Below are 24,061 nucleotides of genomic sequence, written 5' to 3'. Positions count from 1 at the left end.
CCTAGCCCATGTTTGAAACGAAAGAAGGCTCCTAACCGGGAGCCTTCATATTTTCAGAGCTCTTAAAGCCTATCCTGATCAGCCAACGATGAGCTGTTTCAGTTGCAGCGCTTCATGCTCCAGTGCCATCAGGCGATGATTTACAACGTCACCAATCGTGACCATGCCGACGAGGCCGGTTTCATCTTGTACTGGCATGTGGCGGAAACGCCCGTCTGTCATGCGCCGCAACACGTCTACGAGCGAATCCTCCGGCGCGCAGGTTTGCACCTTTGTGGTCATCACATCTTCGACTTTTTGCGGAAGAGTTTGCCCCGGAGTGTCTGCGAGTTTTCGTACAATGTCCCGCTCTGAGAGGATCCCAAGCAACGTCCCATTGGCGTCGGTCACAAGAAGTGCGCCGATTCGGCGTTCTTTCAAGACCTTGACCGTTTGCCCCAATGTGTCCTGTGGGCGGATCGAGAAGACGTCTTTTCCCTTTTGGTCCAACACGTTCTGTACCGTTGCTGCGGTGGCAGATGTGTTTGTGTCCGTTGTTTGACTGAGGGTTTTGGTTTTCTCTTCCGATTTCCGGTTAGGGGCTTGATAGGAACTTGGCATCAATGGGCTCCTTGCTTGTTCAATATTGTCGCTATATGCCTCCAGCCTATACGCAAGATCCGCGTTTTGGGGACTTTTCTTTGCCTGAGCTCATTCTTTCGCCTGCTGTTGCAACTACACTCTTTGTGCTCGCCTGTTTGGCGGGGCACCGATATCGGCGTGTTTGGAAAGAAGAGGGGCCGCGCTGGCAGCTTTGGGTTTCCGGTTTGATTGCATCATCTTGTCTGCTGGTGCTGGCGTTGGTGCCGCTTTCTGTCAGCTGATCGGACCACAAAAAATGCCGCATAGAACTATGCGGCATTGCGTCTGTATTCCGGCGGTATCGCATCAGTAAAGCGTCGGTTTAAGCGTCGGTGCTCTTTTCGACATCCATCTGTTCCAACATCTTCTTGGCACGCGGGCACTGAAGGCGCTCGCGCAGCGGGCTGTCTGGGTCAATGTCTTTGCTGCAAACAACGCATTTGTCGGCGCCGCTGATGGCGTTCAGTCCGCCGCAGGATCCTTTGATCGTGCGGCCCATCATGATCACGCCAACCGACATGCCGAGGGTGACAAGCATCAGAAGAAAAAATGCGATGAGGAAAGTTTCCATATGAGTGTGCCTTTTAGCTAGCGAGAGTGGCGTCGAACTCTGTGCTCGGCGTCGCGTCGAAGGTTACATGGTCTGTGTTAGCATTGCGTTCAATAAACAAAGCCGCGATCTGGTGTTTTTCTGCGACGTTTAGGCCACGTTCCGTGCCAAGCGCCAACAAGGCGGTGGCCCAGGCGTCTGCAAGCATCGCATTTTCGGCAAGCACCGTCACAGATGCTGTCTTATGCGTGATGGGGCGTCCGGTGTCGCTGTCGATGATGTGGGAGTACCGCACTCCATCTTTTTCAAAATAGTTTCGGTAGTCCCCAGACGTGGCCATGCCCCGATCTTTGATGCCGATGATCCGATACACGCTTCGCGTGAGTGCGTCGGGGGTCTCAATCGCGATCTGCCATGGTTGACCCTGAGCGTTTTGGCCAGAGGTGATGATATCTCCGCCGACCTCTACCATATAGTTGGTCAGACCGAACTGGGCTAGCGTGTCACCAATGCGATCCACGCCGAATCCCTTGCCGATGGCGGACAGATACATCGCAGCGTCGGGATGGCCCTTGTGCAGCAGGCCATTTTCGACCCGCAGCATCTCTTCCTGACCCACTGGCACCAATGCCGCTGCAATCTCTGCTTCGGTCGGCAAGGCGCCAGAGGGTTTGGCGGCCCCAAACCCCCAAAGATCAATCAGAGGGCCCAATGTGATGTCGAATTGCCCCTCGCTGGCAAGATGTACGCCATGTGCGGCTTCGATCAGGTGTTGCATGTCTGCGGAAAGTGGGAAGGGCTCCGCGGTTGCATGAGTGTTTATTGCCGAGACTTCGGATGCCGCATTCCAATTGGACATTTTGATGTCCACATCTCGCAGCGTGGCGTCTATGGCAGTTTGCAGTTCGCTGACGTCCACGCCAGCCGAATTTACCGCGACAATAGAGTAACTTGTGCCCATTGTGCGCCCGGTCAGCAGAATGTCCGCCGCACCGCGTTTGCATGCAGCAACGGCCAAAGCCATAAAAATGAAGCTGCGTCGAGAAAGAGAGGGCATCGCTAACACTTTGTTGTGAGCTACACAGGTAAGACAACCCATATGACCACCGTAAAGTGTTCAAAACGGGCGCTTTGTTTTGTCGGCGGCACACTATTGCTCTGAGGGACGAGAAACAATAGAAAAATAGTCGAATTGTGCTGGCTGTTTGGCGAGACTCCGCGTATACGCAGCCGCAATCATTCGCGACATTCGCAACACTAACCAGCAACGACAGGATGACATTGGCGTGCAGCATTTTGCGCTACGAAAAGGCCTGAATCTTCCAGTCACCGGGGCTCCCGGCGAAGGAATACACGAGGGGGCAGCGGTCAAAACCGTGGCAGTCCTCGGGGCCGACTACATAGGATTGAAGCCACGTATCGCAGTCGCAGAAGGCGATGTAGTGGCAGCAGGGGCGCCGATCTTGGCGCATAAAGACTCACCAGAGGCGAAAGTTGTTTCGCCTGTGTCTGGCCGTGTGAAGGCTATCAACCGTGGTCCACGCCGAGTGCTTCTCAGCGTTGAGATCGAGGTGGATACAACCGCTGCAGAACCGGTGGATTTCTCCGCTGTTGGAGATGTGGCAACACGTGACGGTTTGGTGGAACGCCTTTGCGCAGCAGGGCTTTGGACCTCTTTCCGTACGCGCCCATACTCCAAGGTGCCCGCGACGGATAGCCAACCTGCCGCGATCTATGTGAACGCTATGGACACCGAGCCATTGGCTGGCGATCCGGCTGTTGTGATTGCGGATGCTGGTGACGCCTTTGCCAAAGGTCTGGCGGCAATCACGCAGCTCACCGAAGGCAAAACCTACCTGTGTCATGCACAAGGTGCACAGATCTCTGGCGCTGACACGAACGGTGTGACGGTTGCGACATTCTCTGGCCCGCACCCTGCCGGTCTGGCCGGAACGCACATGCACTTCCTTGAGCCGCCAAGCGCGACCAAGACAGTTTGGACCATCGGATATCACGATGTGATTGCGATTGGTCGTCTGCTGGAAACCGGCAAGATTGATTCGTCTCGTGTGGTTGCTCTGTGTGGCCCGCTGAGCAAATCGCCTCGTCTGGTGCGGACAATTGACGGTGCCTCTCTGGTTGAGTTGACCGAAGGCGAGATCGCAGGTGACGCGCCCGTACGTCTGGTGTCTGGTTCGATTCTGAGCGGTTTCGCTGGTTCGCAAGTGGAGGCCTTCCTGGGGCGCTATGCGCGACAGGTCACGATCATCGAAGAAGACCACAAACAAATCCCAATGGGCTGGATTCGCCCGATGCCAAGCAAGTTCTCGATCTTGCCGGTTCTGGGATCTGCATTCTCCAAAAAGCTGTACCCGCTGACGTCCAACCTGAATGGTGGCCGTCGTGCAATGGTACCGCTTGGCACATTTGAGCAGCTGATGCCGCAGGACTTCCTGCCCACTCAACTGCTGCGGGCACTGCTCGTAATGGACACAGATGAAGCGCAAAAGCTGGGTGCGCTTGAGCTGGATGAAGAGGACCTCGGCCTGGTGGGTTTTTCCTGCCCGGCAAAATACGAATACGGCGAAGCGCTGCGTGACAGCCTAGCCAAGATCGAAAAGGAGGGCTGATTTATGGGATTGCGTAGTTTCTTTGATCGTATTGAACCGAACTTTACGAAGGGCGGCAAATACGAGAAATTCTTCCCGATGTATGAGATGGTAGAGAGCTTTCTCTACACTCCAAAAACAGTAACCACTGCCGCACCACATGCACGTTCTTACGTGGATATGAAGCGGATCATGACTTACGTGGTGCTTGCAACGGTGCCATGTATCATCATGGGCCTCTACAATGTGGGCCTTCAGGTCAACACAGCCTATGAGACTTTTGATCCAACTGGCTGGCGCGCTGTGATCCTGTCTGCTCTGGGCATTGGTTTTGATGCAAGCAATCCGCTGGCAAACTTTGCCCACGGTCTGCTGTACTTCCTACCGATTTATCTCACCACGTTGGTTGTTGGCGGTATTTGGGAAGTGGTCTTTGCCACGGTGCGTGGTCACGAAGTGAACGAAGGCTTCCTCGTAAGCTCGATGTTGTTTGCGCTGATCATGCCCCCGTCTGCCCCTCTCTGGCAGGTGGCGCTTGGCATTTCCTTCGGTGTTGTTGTTGGCAAAGAAGTCTTTGGCGGCACAGGCAAAAACTTCCTGAACCCGGCCTTGACGGGTCGTGCGTTCCTGTACTTTGCGTATCCGGCCAATATGTCCGGCGACACAATCTGGACCCCGGTTGATGGGTTCTCCGGTGCAACCGCGCTTTCGGTGTCTGCCTCTGCAGGTTACGAACAGCTGGCAGCCAATGGCATGAACTGGATGAACTCTTTTGTCGGCACCGTTCAGGGCTCTATCGGTGAGACCTCGGCATTGGCCTGTCTGATCGGTCTGGCCTTCCTGCTGATCACAAAGATCGCCAACTGGCGTCTGATTGTGGGCTGCATGGGCGGTATGGTTGGTTTCTCGCTTCTGCTGAACCTGATCGGGTCTGACACCAATCCGATGTTTGCAATGCCTTGGTACTGGCACTTTGTTGTGGGCGGTTTTGCCTTTGGCATGGTGTTCATGGTGACCGAACCCGTTTCGGCCAGCCACACCAATGTGGGGCGCTACATCTATGGTGCGCTTATCGGCTTCATGGTGGTGATGATCCGTGTGATCAACCCGGCCTTCCCAGAAGGCATGATGCTCGCAATCCTATTCGGCAACGTCTTTGCGCCGCTGATCGACTACTTCGTCGTTCAGGCCAATATCAAACGGAGGGCCCGTCAACATGCCTGACGCTTCCAACGAAAACAAAGGGGCCATCGCACGGTTTTTGGCGGCCCCGCCCGACAGTGTGGGCAAAACCGTTTTCATCGCTGTAACTCTCTGCCTTGTGGCCTCTATGGTCGTGTCTGCCGTTTCGGTCGCGCTGCGTCCGTTGCAGGAGCAGAACAAGCTGAAAGACAAACAGGCCAACGTTCTGCAGGTGGCCGGTCTTTATGAACCTGGGATGGATGTGCTGGAAGGCTTCAGCGTGTTTGAACCTCAGGTGCTTGAGCTTGCAACCGGAGAATTCTCTGACGCATTTGACGCGGCGACTTTTGATGATCGCGCGGCAGCGTCTGATCCTGAGCTGTCTGTGGCGCTGAGCGATGACCCTGCGGGCATTGGGCGACAGTCCAAGTTTGTGACAGTTTACCTGCTGCGCAACGACGATGGTTCGCTGGACAAGGTGATCTTGCCAATTCACGGCTATGGCCTCTGGTCAACGCTCTATGGCTTCATCGCGCTTGAAGAGAACGGCAACGATATCTTTGGTCTGCAGTTCTACAGCCACGCGGAAACACCTGGTCTTGGTGCGGAAGTGGACAACCCACGCTGGAAGTCCATGTGGAATGGCAAGAAACTGGCGGATGATGCAGGTGATCTCCAGATCACAGTTGCAAAAGCTGTGCCGCCAGCAGGCCAAGACTTTCATGTAGACGCGCTTGCTGGTGCGACGCTGACCTCCGTTGGTGTGGATAACCTCGTACGTTTCTGGATGGGCGAGGCGGGCTTCGCGCCATTCCTTGAAAACCTCAAAGCGGGAGAGATCTGATGGCGCAAACCAAGAGAGACCTTCTGATCGACCCGTTGGTCGACAACAACCCGATCACGCTTCAGGTGCTTGGCATTTGTTCCGCGCTGGCGGTGACATCCTCCCTGCAGGTGGCCTTTGTGATGGCGCTGGCGGTGACATCCGTGACCGCGTTCAGCTCGATGTTCATTTCGGTTCTGCGCAACCAGATCCCGGGCTCGATCCGGATCATCGTGCAGATGGTGATCATCGCATCGCTTGTGATCATCGTGGATCAGGTGCTGAAAGCCTACGCCTATGATGTGTCCAAAACACTGTCGGTGTTTGTGGGCCTGATCATCACCAACTGTATCGTGATGGGCCGCGCCGAAGCGTTTGCCATGAAGAACACACCAATCGACAGCTTTATCGACGGCGCCGGAAACGGCATCGGCTATGGTGCGCTGTTGCTGGTGGTTGGCTTCATCCGCGAGCTGTTTGGTGCGGGCAGCCTGTTTGGCATCACCATCCTGCCAACCGTGAACAATGGTGGCTGGTATGTGCCCAACGGCATGCTGCTTCTGCCACCTTCTGCGTTCTTCATCATCGGCTTGCTGATTTGGGCGGTACGCGCCTGGAAACCAGAGCAGGTCGAAGAACGTGAATACAAAATTCAAGTTGTGGAGGGCCACTAATGGAAGGGCTTCTCTCTCTGGCCGTAAAGGCCGTATTTGTTGAGAACCTCGCGCTCTCCTTCTTCCTTGGCATGTGTACCTTTATCGCCGTGTCAAAGAAGATTTCTACCGCGCTTGGCCTTGGTATTTCGGTGATGCTGGTTCAGGCGATCACCGTGCCGACCAACAACCTGTTGCTGACCTATCTGCTGGCGCCTGGTGCGCTTGCATGGGCAGGCTTCCCGAATGTGGACCTGACCTTCCTGGGTCTGATCTGCTACATCGGCGTGATCGCGGCGATGGTTCAGATCCTTGAGATGGTGCTCGATAAGTTCTTCCCACCGCTTTACAACGCGCTGGGTGTGTTCTTGCCGCTGATCACGGTGAACTGCGCGATCCTTGGTGGTTCGCTGTTCATGGTGGAACGCGACTACAACATTGCTGAGGCGACCACCTATGGTCTGTCTTCCGGCTTTGGTTGGGCACTGGCGATCACCGCGATGGCGGGTGTGCGCGAAAAGCTGAAGTATTCTGACATTCCTGATGGTCTTCAGGGTCTTGGGATCACCTTCATTACCGCGGGTCTGATGGCGCTGGCCTTCATGTCCTTCTCTGGCGTGAAACTCTGAAGAGGCAAAGAACATGGAAACATTTACTCTTGGCGTCATTCTCTTCACGCTGATCGTTCTGGCGCTTGTAACCATCATTTTGGCTGCGCGTTCCAAGCTGGTATCCACTGGTGACGTGAACATTACCATCAACGGTGAGAAAACAATCTCTGTGCCTGCGGGTGGCAAACTGCTGCAAACGCTGGCGGAGCAGAAACTGTTTGTGCCGTCTGCCTGTGGTGGCGGTGGTACATGTGCGCAATGTCGTGTGCGTGTGCATTCCGGCGGTGGCTCTATCCTGCCGACAGAAGAAAGCCACATCACCAAGCGTGAGGCCTCTTGTGGTGACCGCCTGTCTTGTCAGGTTGCGGTTAAGCAGGACATGGACATCGAAGTACCTGAAGAGGTGTTCGGCGTGAAAAAGTGGGAGTGTACTGTACGCTCCAACGACAACGTCGCAACCTTCATCAAGAACCTCGTTCTGGAATTGCCGGAAGGCGAAGATGTGAACTTCCGCGCAGGGGGTTACATTCAGATCGAGGCTCCGGCGCACAAGCTCTCTTACAAGGATTTCGCGATCCAGGAAGAATATCACGAAGATTGGGACAAGTTTAACCTGTGGCAGTATGAATCCACGGTGCCTGAACCGATCGAACGTGCTTACTCGATGGCGAACTACCCGGATGAAAAAGGCCTTATCATGCTGAACGTGCGTGTGGCATCGCCACCTCCGGGCAGCCAGGGCATTCCTCCGGGTCAGATGTCCAGCTATATCTTTAACCTGAAGCCAGGTGACAAGGTGACGATCTCTGGTCCGTTCGGTGAGTTCTTTGCCCGCGACACTCAAAAAGAGATGGTCTTCATCGGCGGTGGTGCTGGTATGGCCCCAATGCGGAGCCACATCTTTGACCAGCTCAAGCGCCTTGAAAATCGTGATCGTAAAATCACCTTCTGGTATGGTGCGCGTTCCAAGAAAGAGATGTTCTTTGTTGAGGACTTCGACAAGCTGGCTGAAGAGTTTGACAACTTCGAATGGCATGTTGCGCTGTCTGACGCGATGCCAGAGGACGACTGGAAAGGCTACACTGGCTTCATCCACAACGTTCTGTTTGAAGAGTATCTGAAGAACCACCCGGCACCGGAAGACTGTGAATTCTACATGTGTGGTCCGCCCATCATGAACCAGTCTGTGATCAACATGTTGCTTGATCTGGGTGTGGACCGCGAAGACATCATGCTCGATGACTTTGGTGGGTAAGCCAAGACAAATCGGAATAGAAGCGCCGCCCCTTGGGCGGCGTTTTTCTTTGTACGCAAGATACTGAATTCGCGTTTGAGCTTGGTCTGTTGGCTTGGTCTTCGCATCAAGCGGTGGCAAGGTGGTCAGACATCGGCAAGCGGGGGGCAGACAAGAATGAAGGTATTGGTCTATCAGGCACATCCGGGCGCGCCACATTCTGAGGCAAACAAGGCGATGGATGTTGCGACTGACGCGGTGGAAGGCATTGAGTTTGTCGACCTTTATGCGACCTATCCCCGGTTTGATATCGATGTTGAAGTCGAGCAGGCCCGATTGCTGCGCAGTGATGCGATCCTCTTTCAGTACCCGCTGTTTTGGTATTCAACGCCCTCCATTATCAAAGAGTGGCAAGACTTGGTGTTGGAGCACGGCTTTGCCTATGGATCAGGAGGTGACAAATTAACTGGCAAGATCTGGTCCATGGGGATCACATGCGGCGCACCTGAGGAAGCCTATGGCGCTGAAGGATACAACGGATTTGCCCTGCGCACCTTGCTCACGCCGATGGAGCAGACGGCTCGACTTTGCCATATGACGTTTCTGCCGCCTTATGTTCTCTATGGGGCATTGGCAAAACGCGAGGCTCATGGGCTCAGCCCGCATGCAGAGGGCTGGCGACGCTGGTTGATCGCATTGCGCGATGATCAGGTGGATCTGACCAAGGCGGGCGCGTGTGATGTTATTCAGGCCGAAGATTTGAACGAGGTGATCCGATGACTGGCTTCTTGATGCTTGTGACGGTTTTTCTGATTGCCGGTGTGATCGCGGTGCCGTTGGCGGCGCGTCTTGGTCTAGGGTCCGTGCTTGGCTATCTGATTGCAGGCATAGCGATTTCGCCGATCCTGCAATGGCTGAATGTCGACATCATCCAGATCCAGCATTTTGCTGAATTTGGCGTTGTGATGATGCTCTTTCTGGTGGGGTTAGAACTTGACCCCAAAATGCTCTGGGCCATGCGGCAGAGGCTGCTTGGCCTTGGGGGGATGCAGGTAAGCGTCACAACCATTTTGATCGCAGCGATTGCCATGGCATTTGGGCTTCAGTGGTCAGTCTCGTTGGCGATTGGCATGGTGTTTGCGCTGTCGTCCACAGCGATTGTTTTGCAGACCTTGAACGAGAAAGGCCTGATGCAGTCCCAAGGCGGGCAGGGCTCTTTCCAAGTGCTGTTGTTTCAGGACATCGCGGTAATCCCGATGCTCGCGCTGTTGCCGCTTCTGGCGTTGCCTGAGGTGGCAGAGCACGCCACGCAGGTCTCAGACAGCCATGGAGCGCATGGTGGGAATGCACATGGCGAGGACGGGCACGATGACCATGGCAGCATGAGCCTCGTTGAAGGGCGGCCGGGATGGCAGGTGGGCCTGATCACACTGGCAGCTGTTGGTTCGATTGGCTTTATCGGTAGCGTTCTGACGCGTCCGCTGTTTCGGTTCGTCACCATGGCGAACCTGCGGGAGGTGTTTGTCGCCACGGCGCTGGCCCTTGTGGTGGGGATTGCCTTGTTGATGTCGCTTGTGGGGCTGTCGCCAGCGCTTGGCACATTCTTGGCGGGTGTTGTGCTTGCCAACAGTGAGTATCGCCATGAACTGGAAAGCGACATCGACCCGTTTCGCGGCCTGCTGCTTGGGCTGTTCTTCATGACAGTTGGCGCGGCGATCAACTTCGGTCTCTTGGCGGATAACTTCGTGTTGGTGGTTGGGATCACGCTTGGGGTGATGCTGCTTAAGGCGGGCGTGCTGTATGTCTTGGCGCGGGTGTTCAAACTCGCTGGTGCTGACCGCTGGCTGTTCACACTTGGATTGGCGCAGGCTGGCGAGTTTGGATTTGTTTTGCTGAGCTTCACGGTCGCCAACAATGTGATCCCTCAGGACATTGCGCAGATCGCGCTCTTGGTGGTGGCGATGTCGATGTTGCTCACCCCAGCACTGTTTATCGCATATGAGCGCCTGATACTGCCGCGTTTGATTGATGCACAGGAGCAGGCGGCAGATGAGATTGATCATCGCAGCAAGATCATCGTGGTGGGTTATGGGCGCTTTGGCGGCATTGTGGCCCGGATGCTGCGCCAGATTGGTGAGCAGCCGGTGTTGGTGGACTATTCCGCCAAACAGCTGGAAGCATTGCGCAAATTTGATGTGAAGGTCTTCTTTGGGGATGGCACGCGGGCTGATCTGCTGCACGCTGCAGGGATTGAGGACGCCAAGATGTTGATCATCGCCATCGACGGCAAAGAGCAAGTGACTCATCTGACGGAGCATGTGGCACGCCACCATTCGCATGTGCATATCGTGGCGCGTGCTTACGATCGGCCGCATGTGTATGATCTCTATCAGGCAGGTGCGCATGACATTATCCGTGAAACTTTTGACAGTGCTGTGCGTGCTGGGCGCAGTGCCTATGAGGCGCTTGGCATACACCCATTCCAAGCTGAGAGGCTGGCGCAAAAGTTCAAGAAAACCGACCGCCAATTGCTTGTGGCCACCGCATCTGTGCACAAACCTGGTGTACCTGTATCCGAGAACGAGGATTTCATCGCGCTTGCTAAAGAGCTGAATGCGCAGATGGAAGAAGAGCTTCAAGGGGCGAAGGCTGGCTTTGGTATTGAGGGGGCCGACGGCTGGACGCCGCCACCGGCGAAAATTGCGGTGGATACACCGGAAGAGAAAGACTGAGACATGGCAAAAGCGGTGTTCCTGAAAGGCTCTTTGATGCGCCATGTGACTGTCATGTCGCTGACCTCTTCGGTGGGGCTCATGGCGATCTTTGCGGTTGATTTCGTCGATATGATTTTCATTTCGATGTTGGGCAACAAAGCGCTGGCGGCAGCGGTGGGCTATGCGGGCACACTGTTGTTTTTCACCAATGCCATAAACATAGGGTTATCGATTTCAGCGGGCTCGCTGGTGGCGCGCGCCATTGGGGCTGACCGGTCGCAATTGGCACGAGAATACGCAACATCGGTGGCGGTTGTTGTGGCGTTGATTGGCCTTCTGGTGCCGATAGGGGTTTTGAACGCACTTAATCCGATCATCACCTGGCTAGGTGCTGAGGGGGAGACCCTTGCGCTTGCCAAACGCTATGTCAGCATTGTGCTACCCACCATGCCTTTGATGGGGATTGCCATGGCCAGCATGGCGGTTTTGCGCGCCTATGGTGATGCGCGTCGCTCTATGATGGGGACTGTGTTTGGCGGCGTGGTGAATGCCGCGCTCGACCCGCTATTGATATTTGGCTTTGGCTTGGGACTGAACGGTGCTGCCTATGCATCGGTGACCGCGCGGATCGTGATGTGCGCCTATGCGCTTTTGTGTGTGATCCGCATTCACAATGGCTATACACGACCAGCGGCAGCATTGCTCTTGCGCGATGCAAAGGCGGTTGGCGGTATTGCGGGGCCTGCGGTGCTGACCAATGTGGCGTCGCCTTTGGGAACTGCCATCGTTACGCGTGAAATGGCGCGCTATGGTACAGATGCGGTGGCCGCTATGGCTGTCATTGGCCGGTTGTTGCCCGTGGCCTTTGCGGTGGTGTTTGCTCTCTCAGGGGCCATCGGACCAATTGTGGGACAGAACTTTGGCGCAAGCCAGTTTGACAGGGTACGTGGCACGCTGCGCGCCGGGCTGCAGTTTCTGAGCGCTTATACACTGTTGGCCGCTGCGGTTCTCTTTGTATTGCGCGTGCCGATTGCCGATATTTTTGATGCGGAAGGAGAGATGCGAACGCTGATCTTCCTTTTCTGTGGCCCCTTGGCGCTTTTGCAGTTCTTCAACGGTGTGATTTTTGTATGCAACGCCTGTTTCAACAATCTCGGTCATCCGATCTATTCGACCTACGTGAATTGGGGGCGCCATACGCTTGGGACCTACCCCTTTGTCTTGTTGGGCGGCGCGTATTGGGGCGCCTCTGGCGTTCTTCTTGGGCAAGCCTTTGGCGGTGCCGTCTTTGGGATTGTTGGTCTGATTGCGGCCTCAAAAACCATCAACCGGCTCAGTGTGCCTGCGCCGGTTGATCCATTTGCGGAAGAAAGCACGCTGCACCATGTGAGCGGCCGTCGGAACTGGTAGACGGGCTAGCGCGGGAGCTGTGAGGCTTCTTTTGCCAAAGCTTCGATTTCATCCCACGCACCTGCTTTGACCAGCTTGGACGGGGCAACCCAACTGCCACCTGCGCAAACCACATTGGGAAGCGACAGGTAGTCCGGCGCATTCTTCGGGTTCACGCCGCCGGTTGGGCAGAAAGAGATCTGCGGCAGAGGGCTGGCGAGGGACCCAAGAAATTTTGCGCCTCCTGCGGCTTCTGCGGGAAAGAACTTCAGCATGTCATAGCCGCGCTCCAGCAACGCCATGGCTTCGCTGGCGGATGCGGCGCCGGGCAAGAGCGGCAACCCTTCGGCTTCACAAGCGGCCAGTAGCGTTTCTGTGGCTCCGGGAGAGACGCCAAAGGTTGCGCCCGCCGCTTTGGCTGCTTTCACGTCCTCTGGCGTTAACAACGTGCCCGCCCCAACCATGCCACCGGGCACCTCAGCCATCGCACGGATCACCTCCAGTGCGGCAGGGGTGCGGAGCGTGACTTCGAGGGCCGGGAGGCCTCCAGCAACCAGTGCCTCGGCCAATGGCTTGGCGCTTGCGGCATCTTCGACAACCAGCACTGGTACGATAGGCGCCGCATTACAGATGTCTTGCGCGCGTGCGCTGGCCTCTTGGGGGGTGATGGTCATCAGTAAGATCCTTCAAAAACAGAGGCGCCGGTTGTGGCGGAGCCAACAGCGTTTCGGAACATGCCAAACAGCTCACGGCCTGTGCCTGCATGGTAGTCTGAGAGATCGGCGCTTGCCGCTGCGCGATCTTCTACACCTTTGGTTAACACCTCAAGCACGCCGGCCTCGGCATCGACGCGGACGATATCGCCGTCGCGCAGCTTGGCGATGGTGCCGCCATCCAGAGCTTCGGGGCAAACGTGAATGGCCGCAGGGATTTTTCCAGAGGCTCCAGACATGCGCCCATCAGTCACAAAAGCAACTTTGAGGCCCTTGCCCTGCATGATCGACATCAGAGGTGTCAGGCTGTGCAGTTCGGGCATGCCGTTGGCTTTGGGGCCCTGGAAGCGAACAACGATCACCACATCTTTTGTCAATTCGCCTGCCTGGAACGCCGCTTTCACCTCGTCCTGATCGTGGAACACACGGGCTGGGGCTTCGACAAAGCGGTGTTCTGGCGCAACGGCAGAGATTTTCATCACCGAGGTGCCAAGATTGCCGGTGAGGCGGGCCAGACCGCCTGTTGGCTGGAACGGATCTGTGGCTGGGCGCACGATTTTGTCGTTCAGCGACACCGTTGTACCGGGTTGCCAGACGAGCGCACCGTCGATGAGCTTGGGCTCATGCGTGTAGTTTTCAAGGCCCTCACCAGCGACGGTTTTGGTGTCGTCGTGCAAGAGTCCAGCTGAGAGCAGTTCGCCAATCATATACCCCAGACCGCCAGCTGCGTGGAAATGGTTCACATCTGCGAGGCCGTTGGGATAGACGCGCGCCAGAAGGGGCGTTACGTCTGAGAGTTCAGCAAAGTCTTCCCATGTCAGCACGATACCACCAGCGCGCGCCATGGCGATGAGGTGAATCAGAAGGTTGGTAGAGCCGCCCGTGGCGTTCAGGCCAATCATGCCGTTTACGAAGGCTTTTTCGTCCAGAATATCGCAGGTTGGGGTGTAGTTGTTGCCGAGTGCCGAGAGCGAGAGGGCGCGGCGAGCGCCTTCTTCGGTCAGGGCATCGCGCAATTCGGTGTTGGGGGTCACAAAACTGGAGCCGGGCAGGTGCAGCCCCATAAATTCCATCAACATTTGGTTGGTGTTTGCAGTGCCATAGAAGGTGCAAGTGCCTGGCCCATGATAGGCAGCCATTTCTGAGGCCATCAGCTCTGCTCGGTCAGCCTCCCCAGCGGCAAAGCGTTGGCGCACTTTGGCTTTGTCGTCGTTGGAAATACCGGAGGTCATCGGGCCTGCAGGCAAGAATACCGCAGGAAGATGTCCGAAACTCTGCGCCGCAATCACAAGGCCGGGGACAATTTTATCGCAGACACCGAGATAGACCGAGGCATCAAACGTATTGTGGCTGAGGGCAACCCCTGCCGCAAGCGCGATCACATCGCGGGAAAAGAGGGACAGCTCCATGCCTGCCGCGCCTTGGGTGACGCCGTCACACATGGCAGGCACGCCACCTGCCACTTGGGCTGTACCACCGGCTGCGCGTGCGGCATCGCGGATCAGTGTTGGATAGCGTTCAAACGGCTGGTGGGCGGACAGCATGTCATTGTAAGCCGTGACGATGCCAAGGTTGCCTGCGGTGCCTGTCGCGAGCGCTGACTGATCTTCGCCAGCACCCGCATAGGCATGGGCTTGGCCAGAGCAGCTGAGATGGGCACGCGCGGGGCCCTGACTGGCCGCATTGGCCATGCGTTCAAGATAGGGGGTGCGGTGCGCTTTGCTGCGCGCGATGATACGCTCGGTGACTTTCTCTACAGTTGGGTGGAGCGGCATGGGAGCCATCCTTCCTAAGTTGGGCCAATGTGACCTCAGTTACCGACCGGGCGCCAGCGACGCCCACCTTGATGCATCAACATCAGCGCTTCTTCTGGGCCAGAGCTGCCCGGGTCGTAAGGCACCGGCCGCTGATTGCTGTCTTGCCAGGCAGAGATCAGAGGGTCTGCCCAAGCCCAGGCGGCTTCGACTTCGTCGCCCCGCATAAACAATGTCTGGTCGCCGCGAATGACGTCCATGATCAGACGTTCGTAGGCGTCTTGGGAGATGAGGTCTTGGCCGAGCGCCTCAGCAAAAGACATATCCATCGCAACTTCAGTAAGGCGCATGCCGCCGGGGCCCGGCTCTTTGATGGTGGTGCGCAGGGTGATGCCTTCGTCAGGCTGCAGGCGGATGATCAGGGCGTTGCCTTTGCGCCCCTCCATCTTGTTTGGAAAAATGTTGTGGGGTGGATCACGGAAAACCACCGCGATTTCAGAACAACGATCCCGCAGCCGTTTGCCTGTGCGCAAATAAAACGGAGTGCCCGCCCACCGCCAGTTGCCGACGGCCAACTTCATCGCGATGAAGCTTTCAGTGCGGCTGTCGGGGTTTTCGACATCCTCAAGATAGCTGTCACCATCACGTCCCGCCAGATATTGGCCCCGCACAATATCGTTCAGCGCCACAGGCTCAAGAGCCTCGATGACTTTGACCTTCTCGTCTCGCACCGAGTTCGGCGTGAATTTGGAAGGGGGCTCCATTGCGATCAGGCACAAGAGCTGCATCAGATGGTTCTGCACCATGTCCCGCATGGCGCCGGATTGATCATAGTACCCGCCACGCCCGGCCACACCGATGCTTTCAGCCACAGTGATCTGAACGTGGTCGATATGGGTAGAGTTCCAAAGCGGTTCAAACAGAGAGTTGGCAAAGCGCAGCGCCATGAGGTTCTGCACAGTTTCTTTGCCGAGGTAATGATCAATGCGGTAGATTTGCTGTTCGTCAAAATGCGTCAGCAGGTCTTTGTTGAGGGCCTGGGCGCTGCTGAGATCGTGGCCGAAGGGTTTTTCAACAACGATGCGGCTGTCCGCTGTGGCGATGCTGTGTTGGTTGAGACGCTGTGCAATTGCGCCGAACAAGGATGGGCTGACCGAGAGATAAAAAGTGCGAATGGTGTCTTCGCGCAGGCTTTCACTCAGGTCTTGCCATCCGTCCTCGCCGGTGGCGTCCACATGAAAGTAAGCGAGGTGCTCTAAGAAAGCGTCGAGTGTATCGTCGGGTCGTAAGCTTTCATCGACAAACTCTTCGATGGCGTCTTTGATCAGCCGACGAAACGCGGCGTCGTCCATGTCGGACCGCGCCGCGCCAATGATGCGTGCTTCTTCGGGCATTTGACCGGCGCGAAATCGGTGAAACAGACCCGGCAAAATCTTGCGCCGGGCCAGATCACCGGTGGCCCCAAAGATCACCAGATCGAAAGGAGCTACCGGGATAACGCGCGCGACCATCTGCTTTAGCCTTTCAACAGCGCGCCCATGCGGCGGCCGGTGTCTAGCATGCGGTTGGAGAAGCCCCATTCGTTGTCATACCAACTGACCACACGCACGAGGCCATCTTCGGTGACGCTTGTTTGAGCCGGTGCGAAGACGGATGAATGGCTGTCGTGGTTGAAATCTGCAGAGACCAAGGGGGCTTCCTCATAGCCCAGAACACCTTTGAGTGGGCCTTCTGCTGCAGCTTTGATTGCCGCGTTTACCGCTTCGACTGAGGTGTCTTTGGCGGGTACGAACACAAGATCAACCATGGAAACATTCGCGGTGGGCACCCGAATTGCCGAGCCTTCCAGCTTGCCCTTCAGATGGGGCAAAACCAGAGAAATCGCACGGGCGGCACCGGTTGATGTTGGGATCATGGAAAGCGCCGCGGCACGCGCGCGATAGAGATCCTTGTGGTTTGTGTCGTGGGTTGGCTGGTCACCAGTGTAGGCATGAATGGTGGTCATGTAGCCGGTCTTGATGCCGAATGCATCGTCCAGAACCTTTGCCACAGGGGCCAGGCAGTTTGTGGTGCAGGAGGCGTTGGATACGATCACATCCTCGGCCGTCAATGCGTCGTCGTTCACACCAAAGACGATTGTTTTGTCGGCGTTGGCACCCGGAGCAGAGATCAGCACACGCTTCGCGCCAGACTTCAGCAACAGCTCGGCTTTGTCTTTGGCGGTGAAAATGCCGGTACATTCATATGCCACATCAACATCAGACCACGGCAGATCCTGTGGATCCCGAATCGCTGTGAGGCGGATTGTTTGGCCCGCGACTTTCATCACGTCCCCATCCAGCGAGACGTCAGCATTCAGTCGGCCGTGCACACTGTCATATTTTAGCAGGTGTAGGAGATGGTCATTTGGTGAAAGGTCATTAATTGCAACGACTTCAATATCGTTGGCTCCGCTTTCAATCAGGGCACGCAAAACGCCGCGTCCAATGCGGCCGAACCCGTTGATGGCAATCTTGGTGGTCATGTCTTTCTCCAAAATTCACAATTGGGCGCTTGTGGTAGCGCCACCGTTAGCGCTATCGGTATACGCTAACGATGATGGAATCAAGGGGCCTGTTGAACTTCGGCAAACTGCGCTTTCGGGGTTGCTTTGTCGGGGCGAGTATCAGACGATCCGCGCATGGGGAAAAAGCTGCTTCTCAAAGATATTGCAAAGCTCGCAGGTGTGAGTGAAATGACCGCGTCGCGGGCCATGCGGGGGGCGCAGGACGTCTCTGAGTCCACGCGTCATAAGGTCGAACAGATCGCGCGTGAAGTCGGCTATGTGCCGAATCGGATCGCGGGTGCACTTGCGTCGAGCAAGGTGAACCTTGTCGGTGTGGTGGTGCCGAGCCTGAATTCTTCTGTTTTTCCGGAAGTTTTGTCAGGCATCAGCTCCAAATTGAAAGATACGCCGCTCAAACCGGTGATTGGCGTTACGGGATATGACCTACTTGAGGAAGAAGAGGTCATTCGGGAAATGCTCAGCTGGCGCCCAACGGGTGTTGTGGTCGCTGGGCTTGAACACAACGACGCCGCGCGCAAAATGCTTGCAGCTGCGGAATGCCCTATTGTCGAGGTCATGGATGTGGACGGTGATCCCGTAAAGCACTGTGTGGGTATCTCTCATCTCGAAGCTGGGCGTGTGATGGCGCAGGCAATTCTGAAAGCGGGCTATCGCAAGATTGGCTTTATCGGAACGAAGATGCCGCAAGATTATCGAGCTGAAAAAAGGCTCAAAGGGTTTGAGCAAGCGCTTGAAGCAGAAGGCATTTCTCTTTTCGATCAGGAGCTCTATTCTGGCGTTTCCTCTATCGAAACGGGGCATCAGCTGACTGAAATGCTGCTCGCGCGTACACCCGAGCTTGAGTGTATCTATTTTTCCAGCGACGTTTTGTGTGTTGGTGCCTACATGCACTGCCTGTCAAAGGGCATTTCTGTGCCAAATGAGCTTGCTTTGGCGGGATTTAACAACTTGGAATTGCTGCGTGGCTTGCCAATGGAGCTTGCCACAACAGATGCGCATCGTTTCGAAATTGGTCAGAAAGCGGCAGAGATCATCCTGGAGACGCAAAGCGCGGGTGCGGCGGCGCGTACTGTGAAACTGGAGCCACAGGTCACCACCGGACAGTCGCTTTAATCGACGTTTCCAAACGCATGGGCAACCATTTGTGCCGCTTCTGGCCAGGTCCCGAGCGGGGGCATTAAATGTCCTGAAAACGCCGCGTCTTCAAGGGCTTCTGGGATATCTTCCCGACAGTGCTCCCCCTCCAATGCGAAGAATGGCAAGCAAAGACTTTGCGCTGGAAGGTCGCGCGCGGCGTCGGCGATAAATGGGGCTTCTTCGACAAAGCCGGTGGAGATTTGCATGCCGGGTAGGCGCGCTTGCAGGAGCTTTGCAAAAGCATTTGCGGATTCCGCCGCTTTGGGGCCGCGGGCGGACCCATGTGCGGCGAGCAGCAAGTGGCTGTCTTCAAGCCGCCATCCGCGGCTGTCCAGAGCCTTACGGACGCCGAGCGCGGCAACGTCAGGCAGCGCGGAATGAAAACCTAGCGGTGGCAAGATTTGTAGATCCGCGCCATTCAACCGCTTGGGCAGGACTTTGGAGACAAACCAGCCGTCTGCCATGAACATTGGGAAAATAGGAGATCCCAGAGGCATTTCAGCAGCTTGTCGTTCAAGCGCGTCGGGCATGGCAAGCGTTGCAGCGCGGATTTTCCAATCGGGTAGGTGATGCCCTACCGCCGCAGCAAAGCCTTGTAGCCACAGTTCTGGAGGCACAGGGACGGAGGGTTGCCCGTGGGCGACGATCAAAGCTTCGCGTTGTCGTCTGATCATGCCGAGGGGGCCTCAAATGCAGCAGCAAGATCTGCTGGAAGATCGAATTCTGTGAGCACACGCAGTCGTGCTTCTTCGGACATTTTGCGTGCGGTTTTCACGACGATATCGCGCACTTTTTCTTGCGGATGCTTGGCCGCAAATGGTGCGAAATACCACTTCAAAAAGGTGAAACATATAATGTCTTCAAGGGCTTGAACTTGATCGTTGCGTTTGATGCCTTCTTTGCGAAGCATTGCGCCGACCTCTGCAATGTCTTCATCAGAGTAATCCGCATCCGCCATAATCTGGGACACGCGATCAGCATGGTGCACGCCCAATTCACGGCGCCACTTCAGATAGCCTGCACGTCCTTCTGGAAAGTCTGCGCGTTTCAGCACCCAGCGTTCGATGTGCTGCCCGCGAGCGGCGATCTGTAAACCATCAGATGCATTGGGAAAAAGCCGATTGGCTTCCTGCGACATGCGTTGGCCATATAACAACGCTTCGGGCTGACCCTCGTCCAGTCGTGGATCTTTGGCGTTGGCTTGGTCAATGGCGTCCAAGGCAGTTTGAAGACGTGTCATGGCTGGCTCCCGGCTGGTCGTTTCTATTGAATTTAGGCGGTGGTCGCGCTGTGTAAAAGGGCAAAACAACATCGGTTTGCCGTCGGTATTGCGTCGGTAATGCGGGGGTATCGCGTCGGTGGTCTGTCGGTTTTGGTGTGTCGCGTTAGTGCGTCGGGTTTGGCGCGTGCTGGAGGGCATCGCGCAGTGCGCTCAGGTCGAGGGGTTTGTGTAACAACGGTGCCTTGAGGGATGCACAGAGTACGGCAAGATCCGGTGTGCGATTGGCAGAAATCACGCAGGCGGGCACTGGTCCATATAGCTGGCGTAAGAGCACAATCAGGTCGGTGCCAGTGGCGTTGTTGTCGAGCTGATAGTCGACCAGCACGACATCTGGAGCAATGTCAATTTCGCGCAGCAAGTCCAACGCTTCGACGTCGCCACGGCAGGGCAATACATCTGCTCCCCAGTTTTCCAACGTCATCGTGATCGCTTGGCGGAGGGCGTCATCGTTTTCCACGAGAAGGACAATGCGGTGGTTTAAAGGCTCCGTGTTTTCTGAGGGGAGGCTGTCGCCACCCTGCGCCGGTTCATTTGGGGCGGCGAGCGGGAAAGTGACCCGAAACAGCGTGCCACGATCTGGTTTGGAGCGGAGTTCCAGCGGATGGTTCAGCAATCGGCAAGCCCGATCAACAATCGCAAGCCCGAGCCCCAATCCCTCCGCAGGACTTGCAGGGGCGTGGACACGGTGAAACTCATCAAAGACTTTCTTTTGCTGCTCATGGGGAATGCCGGGCCCGGTATCCCATATTTCCACGGCAATGTTGTTGCCGCGTCGCCGTGTGCCCACGAGAACGCGGCCCGTTTGGGTGTAGCGCAGGGCATTGGCCATCAGATTTTGGAGAATTCGACGCAGATAGGTGGCATCAGAGGTGACGGCCACATCCGCAACGCGCAGGTCAAATCGCAACCCTTTCTCAGCGGCGGCCGGGGAGAGATCATTGTGAATCTGCTGTAGCATATCTCCGAGTGAAATCCGCCCGAGATGCACGGCTGCGCGTCCTGAGTCCAAGCGGGATATGTCTAGGAGCGCACCAAGGATGTCTTCGACGCTTTGGAGCGCACCAGTCGCTTTGCCCAGTCGTGCGCGTTGGTCGTGGTCTGCGAGATCATTGTCCAGTGATGCGAGATAGAGTTTGGCGGCAGAAAGCGGTTGCAGCAGATCGTGGCTGGCCGCCGCCACAAAACGTGACTTTGACGCATTGGCACGTTCAGCTTCTGCCAGCGCGGCTTGCAGTTCCAGAGTGCGTTCCTGAACGCGGCGCTCCAGGGTTTCGTTGACTTGGGAAATTGCGTGCAGGGCCTGGCGTTCGGTTGTGATGTCGGTGAAGGAAATCACAAAACCGCTGTCGGGCATGTGTTGGGCAAAAACGGCGAGGGTGCGATCTTCGCCCAGTGCTACCTCAAAGGAAAGAGGCGCACGTCTGCCCTGATGCGCGGCCCAATCCAACAGGTCAACCGCCGCAGCCGTGTTGTGAAACGTGACGCTTCGCGACAGCTGTTCATAGACTGTCTGAAACGGCAGCCCTAAGCGAAAGCGGCGCAACGGAATGGAAAGAAGCTCGCCCAGACGCCTGTTCCACCCCACAAGCCGACCGCTGGGATCAAAAATGCCGACGCCCTGATTGAGATGTTCGAGCGTGGCTTTCACGAGGCGTGCCTGATCGTCGAGCAGGCGTTCGCGTTCCTGTCTCTCCATCAGCATCATGTCGGTGACATCGGTTTGCAAAACGACCGTGCCGCCATCCCGAGTGCGGTGTTCAGAAACCTGAAGCCACCGGTCACCGGCCATGCGTGCGTTGAACACAACATGCTGCTCACGGTGGCGGATCATCCGGCGCTCTTGCCATGCCTGAGGTGACGTCCCTTCTGGCAACTCCAAGTACGGGCTTTGCGACACAATGCGCACGTATTCAGAAAACGGCAGCCCCGGTTTGAAAAGGTGATGCACGTCGCGCATGTGTTTGCCAAAGCGGCTGTTGCACAGGACCAGTTTTTCATCCGTATCAAAGAGTGCGAACCCTTCCTGCACGGTTTCAATTGCATTGGCGAGATTGGCGCGCGCGGCTTGGGCTTCTGCGTTGGCCTTCGCAAGGGAGGCATTTGAGGTGTTCAGCAGATCAAGCGCGTGTTCCAGCTCTTTCGTGCGGGCGCGGACTTCCTCTTCAAGCATCACTGCGCGCTCAAACTGGGCATAGGCAACGCCTGTTGTGTCCGGGCTCGCCTCTGCGCGGCGCATGAGGGTTTCCACAATCGTGAGTAGTTTTTGATTCTGACGTTCGAGCGGATCTTTGGGGTTGATCAGAGACAGAGGAGGCATCGCTTAGCCATCCTCTGGGGGGTAGATTGCGACGCCTGTGAAGGTTTGGTTGACATGCATCGAGTTGATCTGTTCGCCATAGGTGGAGAAGCCGACAACCTTATGCTTGGCAAGCACGCGGGAGATTTCTGTTGTGACCTGTTTTTGTGTGGCCTCGACACGGCGCAACAGGCAGTCACATCCCAATATCATGTCGGGGGTGCGCTGGGCGGCCAGCGTAGAAAGCTCCCGATCCAGATGCGCGACCATATCCTCCGGTTCTGCCAGTGTGAGCACGACGCCCTCGTCGATGGCAGAGAAAAACACCAGATCGCCATTGTCTGCGACGCGTTGAATGGCGCGGACATGGGTTTGATCGCCGATGCGCACCACAACGGGATGGGCCGCAAAAGTGAAAGTGGACAACTGCTCTGGGTCTTTGCCTAGGATACGGGCATATTCGCGCGCCGCGGGTTCTGCATTGATTTCATGCACGAGTCTGCGGGTTGGGTTTGCTGCGGTCACCACCATACGCTGCTCGGTTGGATTGAGATGGTCGGTCTTGAACACCTGCACCGGACAGTTTGACCGCAGTTGAACGAGCACGGCTGCGTTGGTGTGAAAGGCACTGTCGTGCAGGATGTGCGTGGTAGAAAAACTTTCGCCATCGCCAGCGGAACCGCCAAACAGTGGCACCGGGCCAAGGCCCAGGGCGAGCTCTGCGGTGAGCGCGTCTTCCCGTGTGGAGAGGCCATCCACCATCAGAAATGCGAACTCTGAGGTCCAGTCAGGGTGGTCAGCAGCGAGTGCGTTGCGGTTTTGGATCATTGCACGGATCCGCTCTTGCGCGCGCAGATCGCCCAGATCTTTGATGCAGAGTGTTTTGGCCGCAAAATGCGCGGCAGGCAGGCCAATGGCAACGATTTCACCTTCGGTATAGCCCGCTGCGCCCAATTCGCCGGCTGTGGTGCAGCCGATGACATCCGTTTCCGGGAAAGCCTTCTGGGTCTGTGCTGCGAAGTTGGTGAGGTCCGTGGCGGGTGACACAAAGAAGATCACCAAGGCGAGCGGTTCCGGGCCAAGCGCCATGGCGATTTGCGCAACGGCATCCGGCGCGCGGCAATCCGCGAATGCGGTGCGCACGATTTTGGTGTTTGCAAATGGTGTGCTGGCATCCATAGCTGGCATTCTCCTCCCGTGGCCACTGGCGCGGTCACGAGAATACCGTAGCCATGCTAGCCGCTGCTGCGCAAGTGCTGCTCAAAGCTGGCTTCTTTGGCGATCAGCACGGCCTGTGTGCGGCTGTGTACGCCAAGTTTGCGCATGATTGCCGTCACATGGGCCTTGACGGTGGTCTCTGCGATAGAGAGCTCGTAGGCGATTTGTTTGTTGAGTTTGCCTGCACAGATAAGATCCAGAATACGGGCCTGCTGTGTGGTGAGAGACGCGAGCCGGGCGACGGCGTCATTTGTGTTGTCATCGGTGTTGGTGCAGGGCGCGTGGCCTTCCGGCACAAAAACGTGACCTGCGGCAATCGTCTCAAGCGCGCGGCGGAACATGTCGCGTTGGCTGTGTTTGGGCACAAAGCCTGACGCGCCAGCTTGAAGTGCGGCGCTGATGGTGCGGCTGTCGGCCATGGACGATACCACAAGTACCTGCGCTTTGGTTGTGCTGCGCAGGCGCAACAAACCATCGAAGCCGTCGACATCAGGCAGGTTGAGATCCAGTGCAATCAGGTCTGGCTGTGGGTTCTGCGACAGCCAGCGCAGTGCGTCTGACATGCTGGCAGCGGTTGCCACCTGTTTGATGGGGGAAATGGCTTTTAAGGTCATCACCAGCGCGTCGCAAAACAGCGGGTGATCATCCACCACAAGCGCACTGGTGGCACGGGGCTGGGGGGACGGGCTCTCGGTCATGGGGCCACGGT

At 56.5% G+C, this 24,061-nt stretch carries 22 protein-coding genes; 10 read left to right on the top strand and 12 right to left on the bottom strand.

The window, feature by feature from the left end:
* Positions 1 to 78: 78 nt before the first annotated feature.
* The 3 genes from J7413_RS12430 to J7413_RS12420 all read right to left on the bottom strand — a co-directional run bounded on the left by J7413_RS12430 (position 79) and on the right by J7413_RS12420 (position 2,228).
* Positions 79 to 600, bottom strand: coding sequence for a CBS domain-containing protein (locus J7413_RS12430; RefSeq protein WP_209098635.1), 522 nt, complete (start codon positions 598 to 600; stop codon positions 79 to 81).
* A 343-nt stretch (positions 601 to 943) separates the two neighbouring features.
* Entirely contained in the window at positions 944 to 1,192 is a 249-nt protein-coding gene (nqrM, locus tag J7413_RS12425; RefSeq protein ID WP_209098634.1) for a (Na+)-NQR maturation NqrM, read from the bottom strand.
* Positions 1,193 to 1,205: 13 nt separating this feature from the next.
* Positions 1,206 to 2,228, bottom strand: a complete 1,023-nt coding sequence (locus J7413_RS12420; protein ID WP_247743505.1) for an FAD:protein FMN transferase — start codon at positions 2,226 to 2,228, stop codon at positions 1,206 to 1,208.
* A gap of 229 nt (positions 2,229 to 2,457) precedes the next feature.
* On the opposite strand from J7413_RS12420, the gene J7413_RS12415 reads away from it, so the two are divergent.
* The 9 genes from J7413_RS12415 to J7413_RS12375 all read left to right on the top strand — a co-directional run bounded on the left by J7413_RS12415 (position 2,458) and on the right by J7413_RS12375 (position 12,407).
* Positions 2,458 to 3,801 (top strand): Na(+)-translocating NADH-quinone reductase subunit A, encoded by a 1,344-nt coding sequence (locus tag J7413_RS12415; RefSeq protein ID WP_209099130.1) that lies wholly within the window; start codon positions 2,458 to 2,460, stop codon positions 3,799 to 3,801.
* Positions 3,802 to 3,804: 3 nt separating this feature from the next.
* Positions 3,805 to 5,004: an NADH:ubiquinone reductase (Na(+)-transporting) subunit B gene (locus J7413_RS12410; RefSeq protein WP_209098633.1), complete on the top strand. Its 1,200-nt coding sequence runs from the start codon at positions 3,805 to 3,807 to the stop codon at positions 5,002 to 5,004.
* Positions 4,997 to 5,806, top strand: a complete 810-nt coding sequence (locus J7413_RS12405; RefSeq protein WP_209098632.1) for a Na(+)-translocating NADH-quinone reductase subunit C — start codon at positions 4,997 to 4,999, stop codon at positions 5,804 to 5,806. Before J7413_RS12410 ends, J7413_RS12405 begins: the two co-directional genes overlap by 8 nt.
* Entirely contained in the window at positions 5,806 to 6,459 is a 654-nt protein-coding gene (locus J7413_RS12400) for an NADH:ubiquinone reductase (Na(+)-transporting) subunit D (RefSeq protein ID WP_209098631.1), read from the top strand. The genes J7413_RS12405 and J7413_RS12400 overlap by 1 nt, the downstream gene beginning before the upstream one ends.
* Positions 6,459 to 7,067, top strand: a complete 609-nt coding sequence (nqrE, locus tag J7413_RS12395; RefSeq protein ID WP_209098630.1) for an NADH:ubiquinone reductase (Na(+)-transporting) subunit E — start codon at positions 6,459 to 6,461, stop codon at positions 7,065 to 7,067. The genes J7413_RS12400 and nqrE overlap by 1 nt, the downstream gene beginning before the upstream one ends.
* Positions 7,068 to 7,080: 13 nt before the next feature.
* Positions 7,081 to 8,304 (top strand): NADH:ubiquinone reductase (Na(+)-transporting) subunit F, encoded by a 1,224-nt coding sequence (gene nqrF / locus J7413_RS12390; RefSeq protein ID WP_209098628.1) that lies wholly within the window; start codon positions 7,081 to 7,083, stop codon positions 8,302 to 8,304.
* A 156-nt stretch (positions 8,305 to 8,460) separates the two neighbouring features.
* The gene (locus J7413_RS12385; protein ID WP_209098626.1) at positions 8,461 to 9,063 is read left to right on the top strand and encodes an NAD(P)H-dependent oxidoreductase; all 603 of its coding nucleotides are present in this window, start codon (positions 8,461 to 8,463) and stop codon (positions 9,061 to 9,063) included.
* Complete coding sequence (locus J7413_RS12380) at positions 9,060 to 11,015, top strand: cation:proton antiporter (RefSeq protein ID WP_209098624.1); 1,956 nt, start codon at positions 9,060 to 9,062, stop codon at positions 11,013 to 11,015. The genes J7413_RS12385 and J7413_RS12380 overlap by 4 nt, the downstream gene beginning before the upstream one ends.
* A 3-nt stretch (positions 11,016 to 11,018) precedes the next feature.
* Positions 11,019 to 12,407, top strand: coding sequence for an MATE family efflux transporter (locus J7413_RS12375; protein WP_247743504.1), 1,389 nt, complete (start codon positions 11,019 to 11,021; stop codon positions 12,405 to 12,407).
* A 5-nt stretch (positions 12,408 to 12,412) separates the two neighbouring features.
* Here J7413_RS12375 and eda read toward each other — a convergent pair whose 3' ends face one another.
* Genes eda through gap form a run of 4 tightly spaced genes read right to left on the bottom strand, consistent with a single transcriptional unit; the run spans position 12,413 to position 17,377 of the window.
* Positions 12,413 to 13,060 carry a bifunctional 4-hydroxy-2-oxoglutarate aldolase/2-dehydro-3-deoxy-phosphogluconate aldolase gene (eda, locus tag J7413_RS12370; RefSeq protein ID WP_209098622.1) on the bottom strand — a complete coding sequence of 216 codons (648 nt, stop codon included), beginning with the start codon at positions 13,058 to 13,060 and terminating at the stop codon, positions 12,413 to 12,415.
* Positions 13,060 to 14,874, bottom strand: coding sequence for a phosphogluconate dehydratase (edd, locus tag J7413_RS12365; RefSeq protein ID WP_209098620.1), 1,815 nt, complete (start codon positions 14,872 to 14,874; stop codon positions 13,060 to 13,062). Before edd ends, eda begins: the two co-directional genes overlap by 1 nt.
* A 35-nt stretch (positions 14,875 to 14,909) precedes the next feature.
* Entirely contained in the window at positions 14,910 to 16,364 is a 1,455-nt protein-coding gene (gene zwf / locus J7413_RS12360) for a glucose-6-phosphate dehydrogenase (protein ID WP_209098618.1), read from the bottom strand.
* Between the two features lie 5 nt (positions 16,365 to 16,369).
* Positions 16,370 to 17,377, bottom strand: a complete 1,008-nt coding sequence (gap, locus tag J7413_RS12355) for a type I glyceraldehyde-3-phosphate dehydrogenase (RefSeq protein ID WP_209098616.1) — start codon at positions 17,375 to 17,377, stop codon at positions 16,370 to 16,372.
* A 156-nt stretch (positions 17,378 to 17,533) separates the two neighbouring features.
* On the opposite strand from gap, the gene J7413_RS12350 reads away from it, so the two are divergent.
* Positions 17,534 to 18,532, top strand: a complete 999-nt coding sequence (locus tag J7413_RS12350) for a LacI family DNA-binding transcriptional regulator (RefSeq protein ID WP_209098613.1) — start codon at positions 17,534 to 17,536, stop codon at positions 18,530 to 18,532.
* On the opposite strand, the gene J7413_RS12345 is transcribed toward J7413_RS12350, so the two are convergent.
* The 5 genes from J7413_RS12345 to J7413_RS12325 all read right to left on the bottom strand — a co-directional run bounded on the left by J7413_RS12345 (position 18,529) and on the right by J7413_RS12325 (position 24,050).
* Complete coding sequence (locus J7413_RS12345; RefSeq protein WP_209098611.1) at positions 18,529 to 19,230, bottom strand: CbiX/SirB N-terminal domain-containing protein; 702 nt, start codon at positions 19,228 to 19,230, stop codon at positions 18,529 to 18,531. The two genes, J7413_RS12350 and J7413_RS12345, sit on opposite strands and share 4 nt — an antisense overlap.
* Positions 19,227 to 19,796, bottom strand: a complete 570-nt coding sequence (locus J7413_RS12340) for a DUF4202 domain-containing protein (protein WP_209098609.1) — start codon at positions 19,794 to 19,796, stop codon at positions 19,227 to 19,229. Before J7413_RS12340 ends, J7413_RS12345 begins: the two co-directional genes overlap by 4 nt.
* A 145-nt stretch (positions 19,797 to 19,941) precedes the next feature.
* Positions 19,942 to 22,155, bottom strand: coding sequence for a PAS-domain containing protein (locus J7413_RS12335; RefSeq protein ID WP_209098607.1), 2,214 nt, complete (start codon positions 22,153 to 22,155; stop codon positions 19,942 to 19,944).
* Positions 22,156 to 22,158: 3 nt separating this feature from the next.
* Complete coding sequence (locus J7413_RS12330) at positions 22,159 to 23,322, bottom strand: FIST N-terminal domain-containing protein (protein WP_209098605.1); 1,164 nt, start codon at positions 23,320 to 23,322, stop codon at positions 22,159 to 22,161.
* Positions 23,323 to 23,369: 47 nt separating this feature from the next.
* Positions 23,370 to 24,050 carry a response regulator transcription factor gene (locus tag J7413_RS12325; protein WP_209098603.1) on the bottom strand — a complete coding sequence of 227 codons (681 nt, stop codon included), beginning with the start codon at positions 24,048 to 24,050 and terminating at the stop codon, positions 23,370 to 23,372.
* Between the last annotated feature and the right edge of the window lie 11 nt (positions 24,051 to 24,061).

The organism is Shimia sp. R10_1, from assembly GCF_017744095.1.
Taxonomy (GTDB): domain Bacteria; phylum Pseudomonadota; class Alphaproteobacteria; order Rhodobacterales; family Rhodobacteraceae; genus Shimia.
The sequence above is the reverse complement of the archived record's forward strand: the minus strand, read 5'-3'. Positions and strand labels throughout refer to the sequence as shown.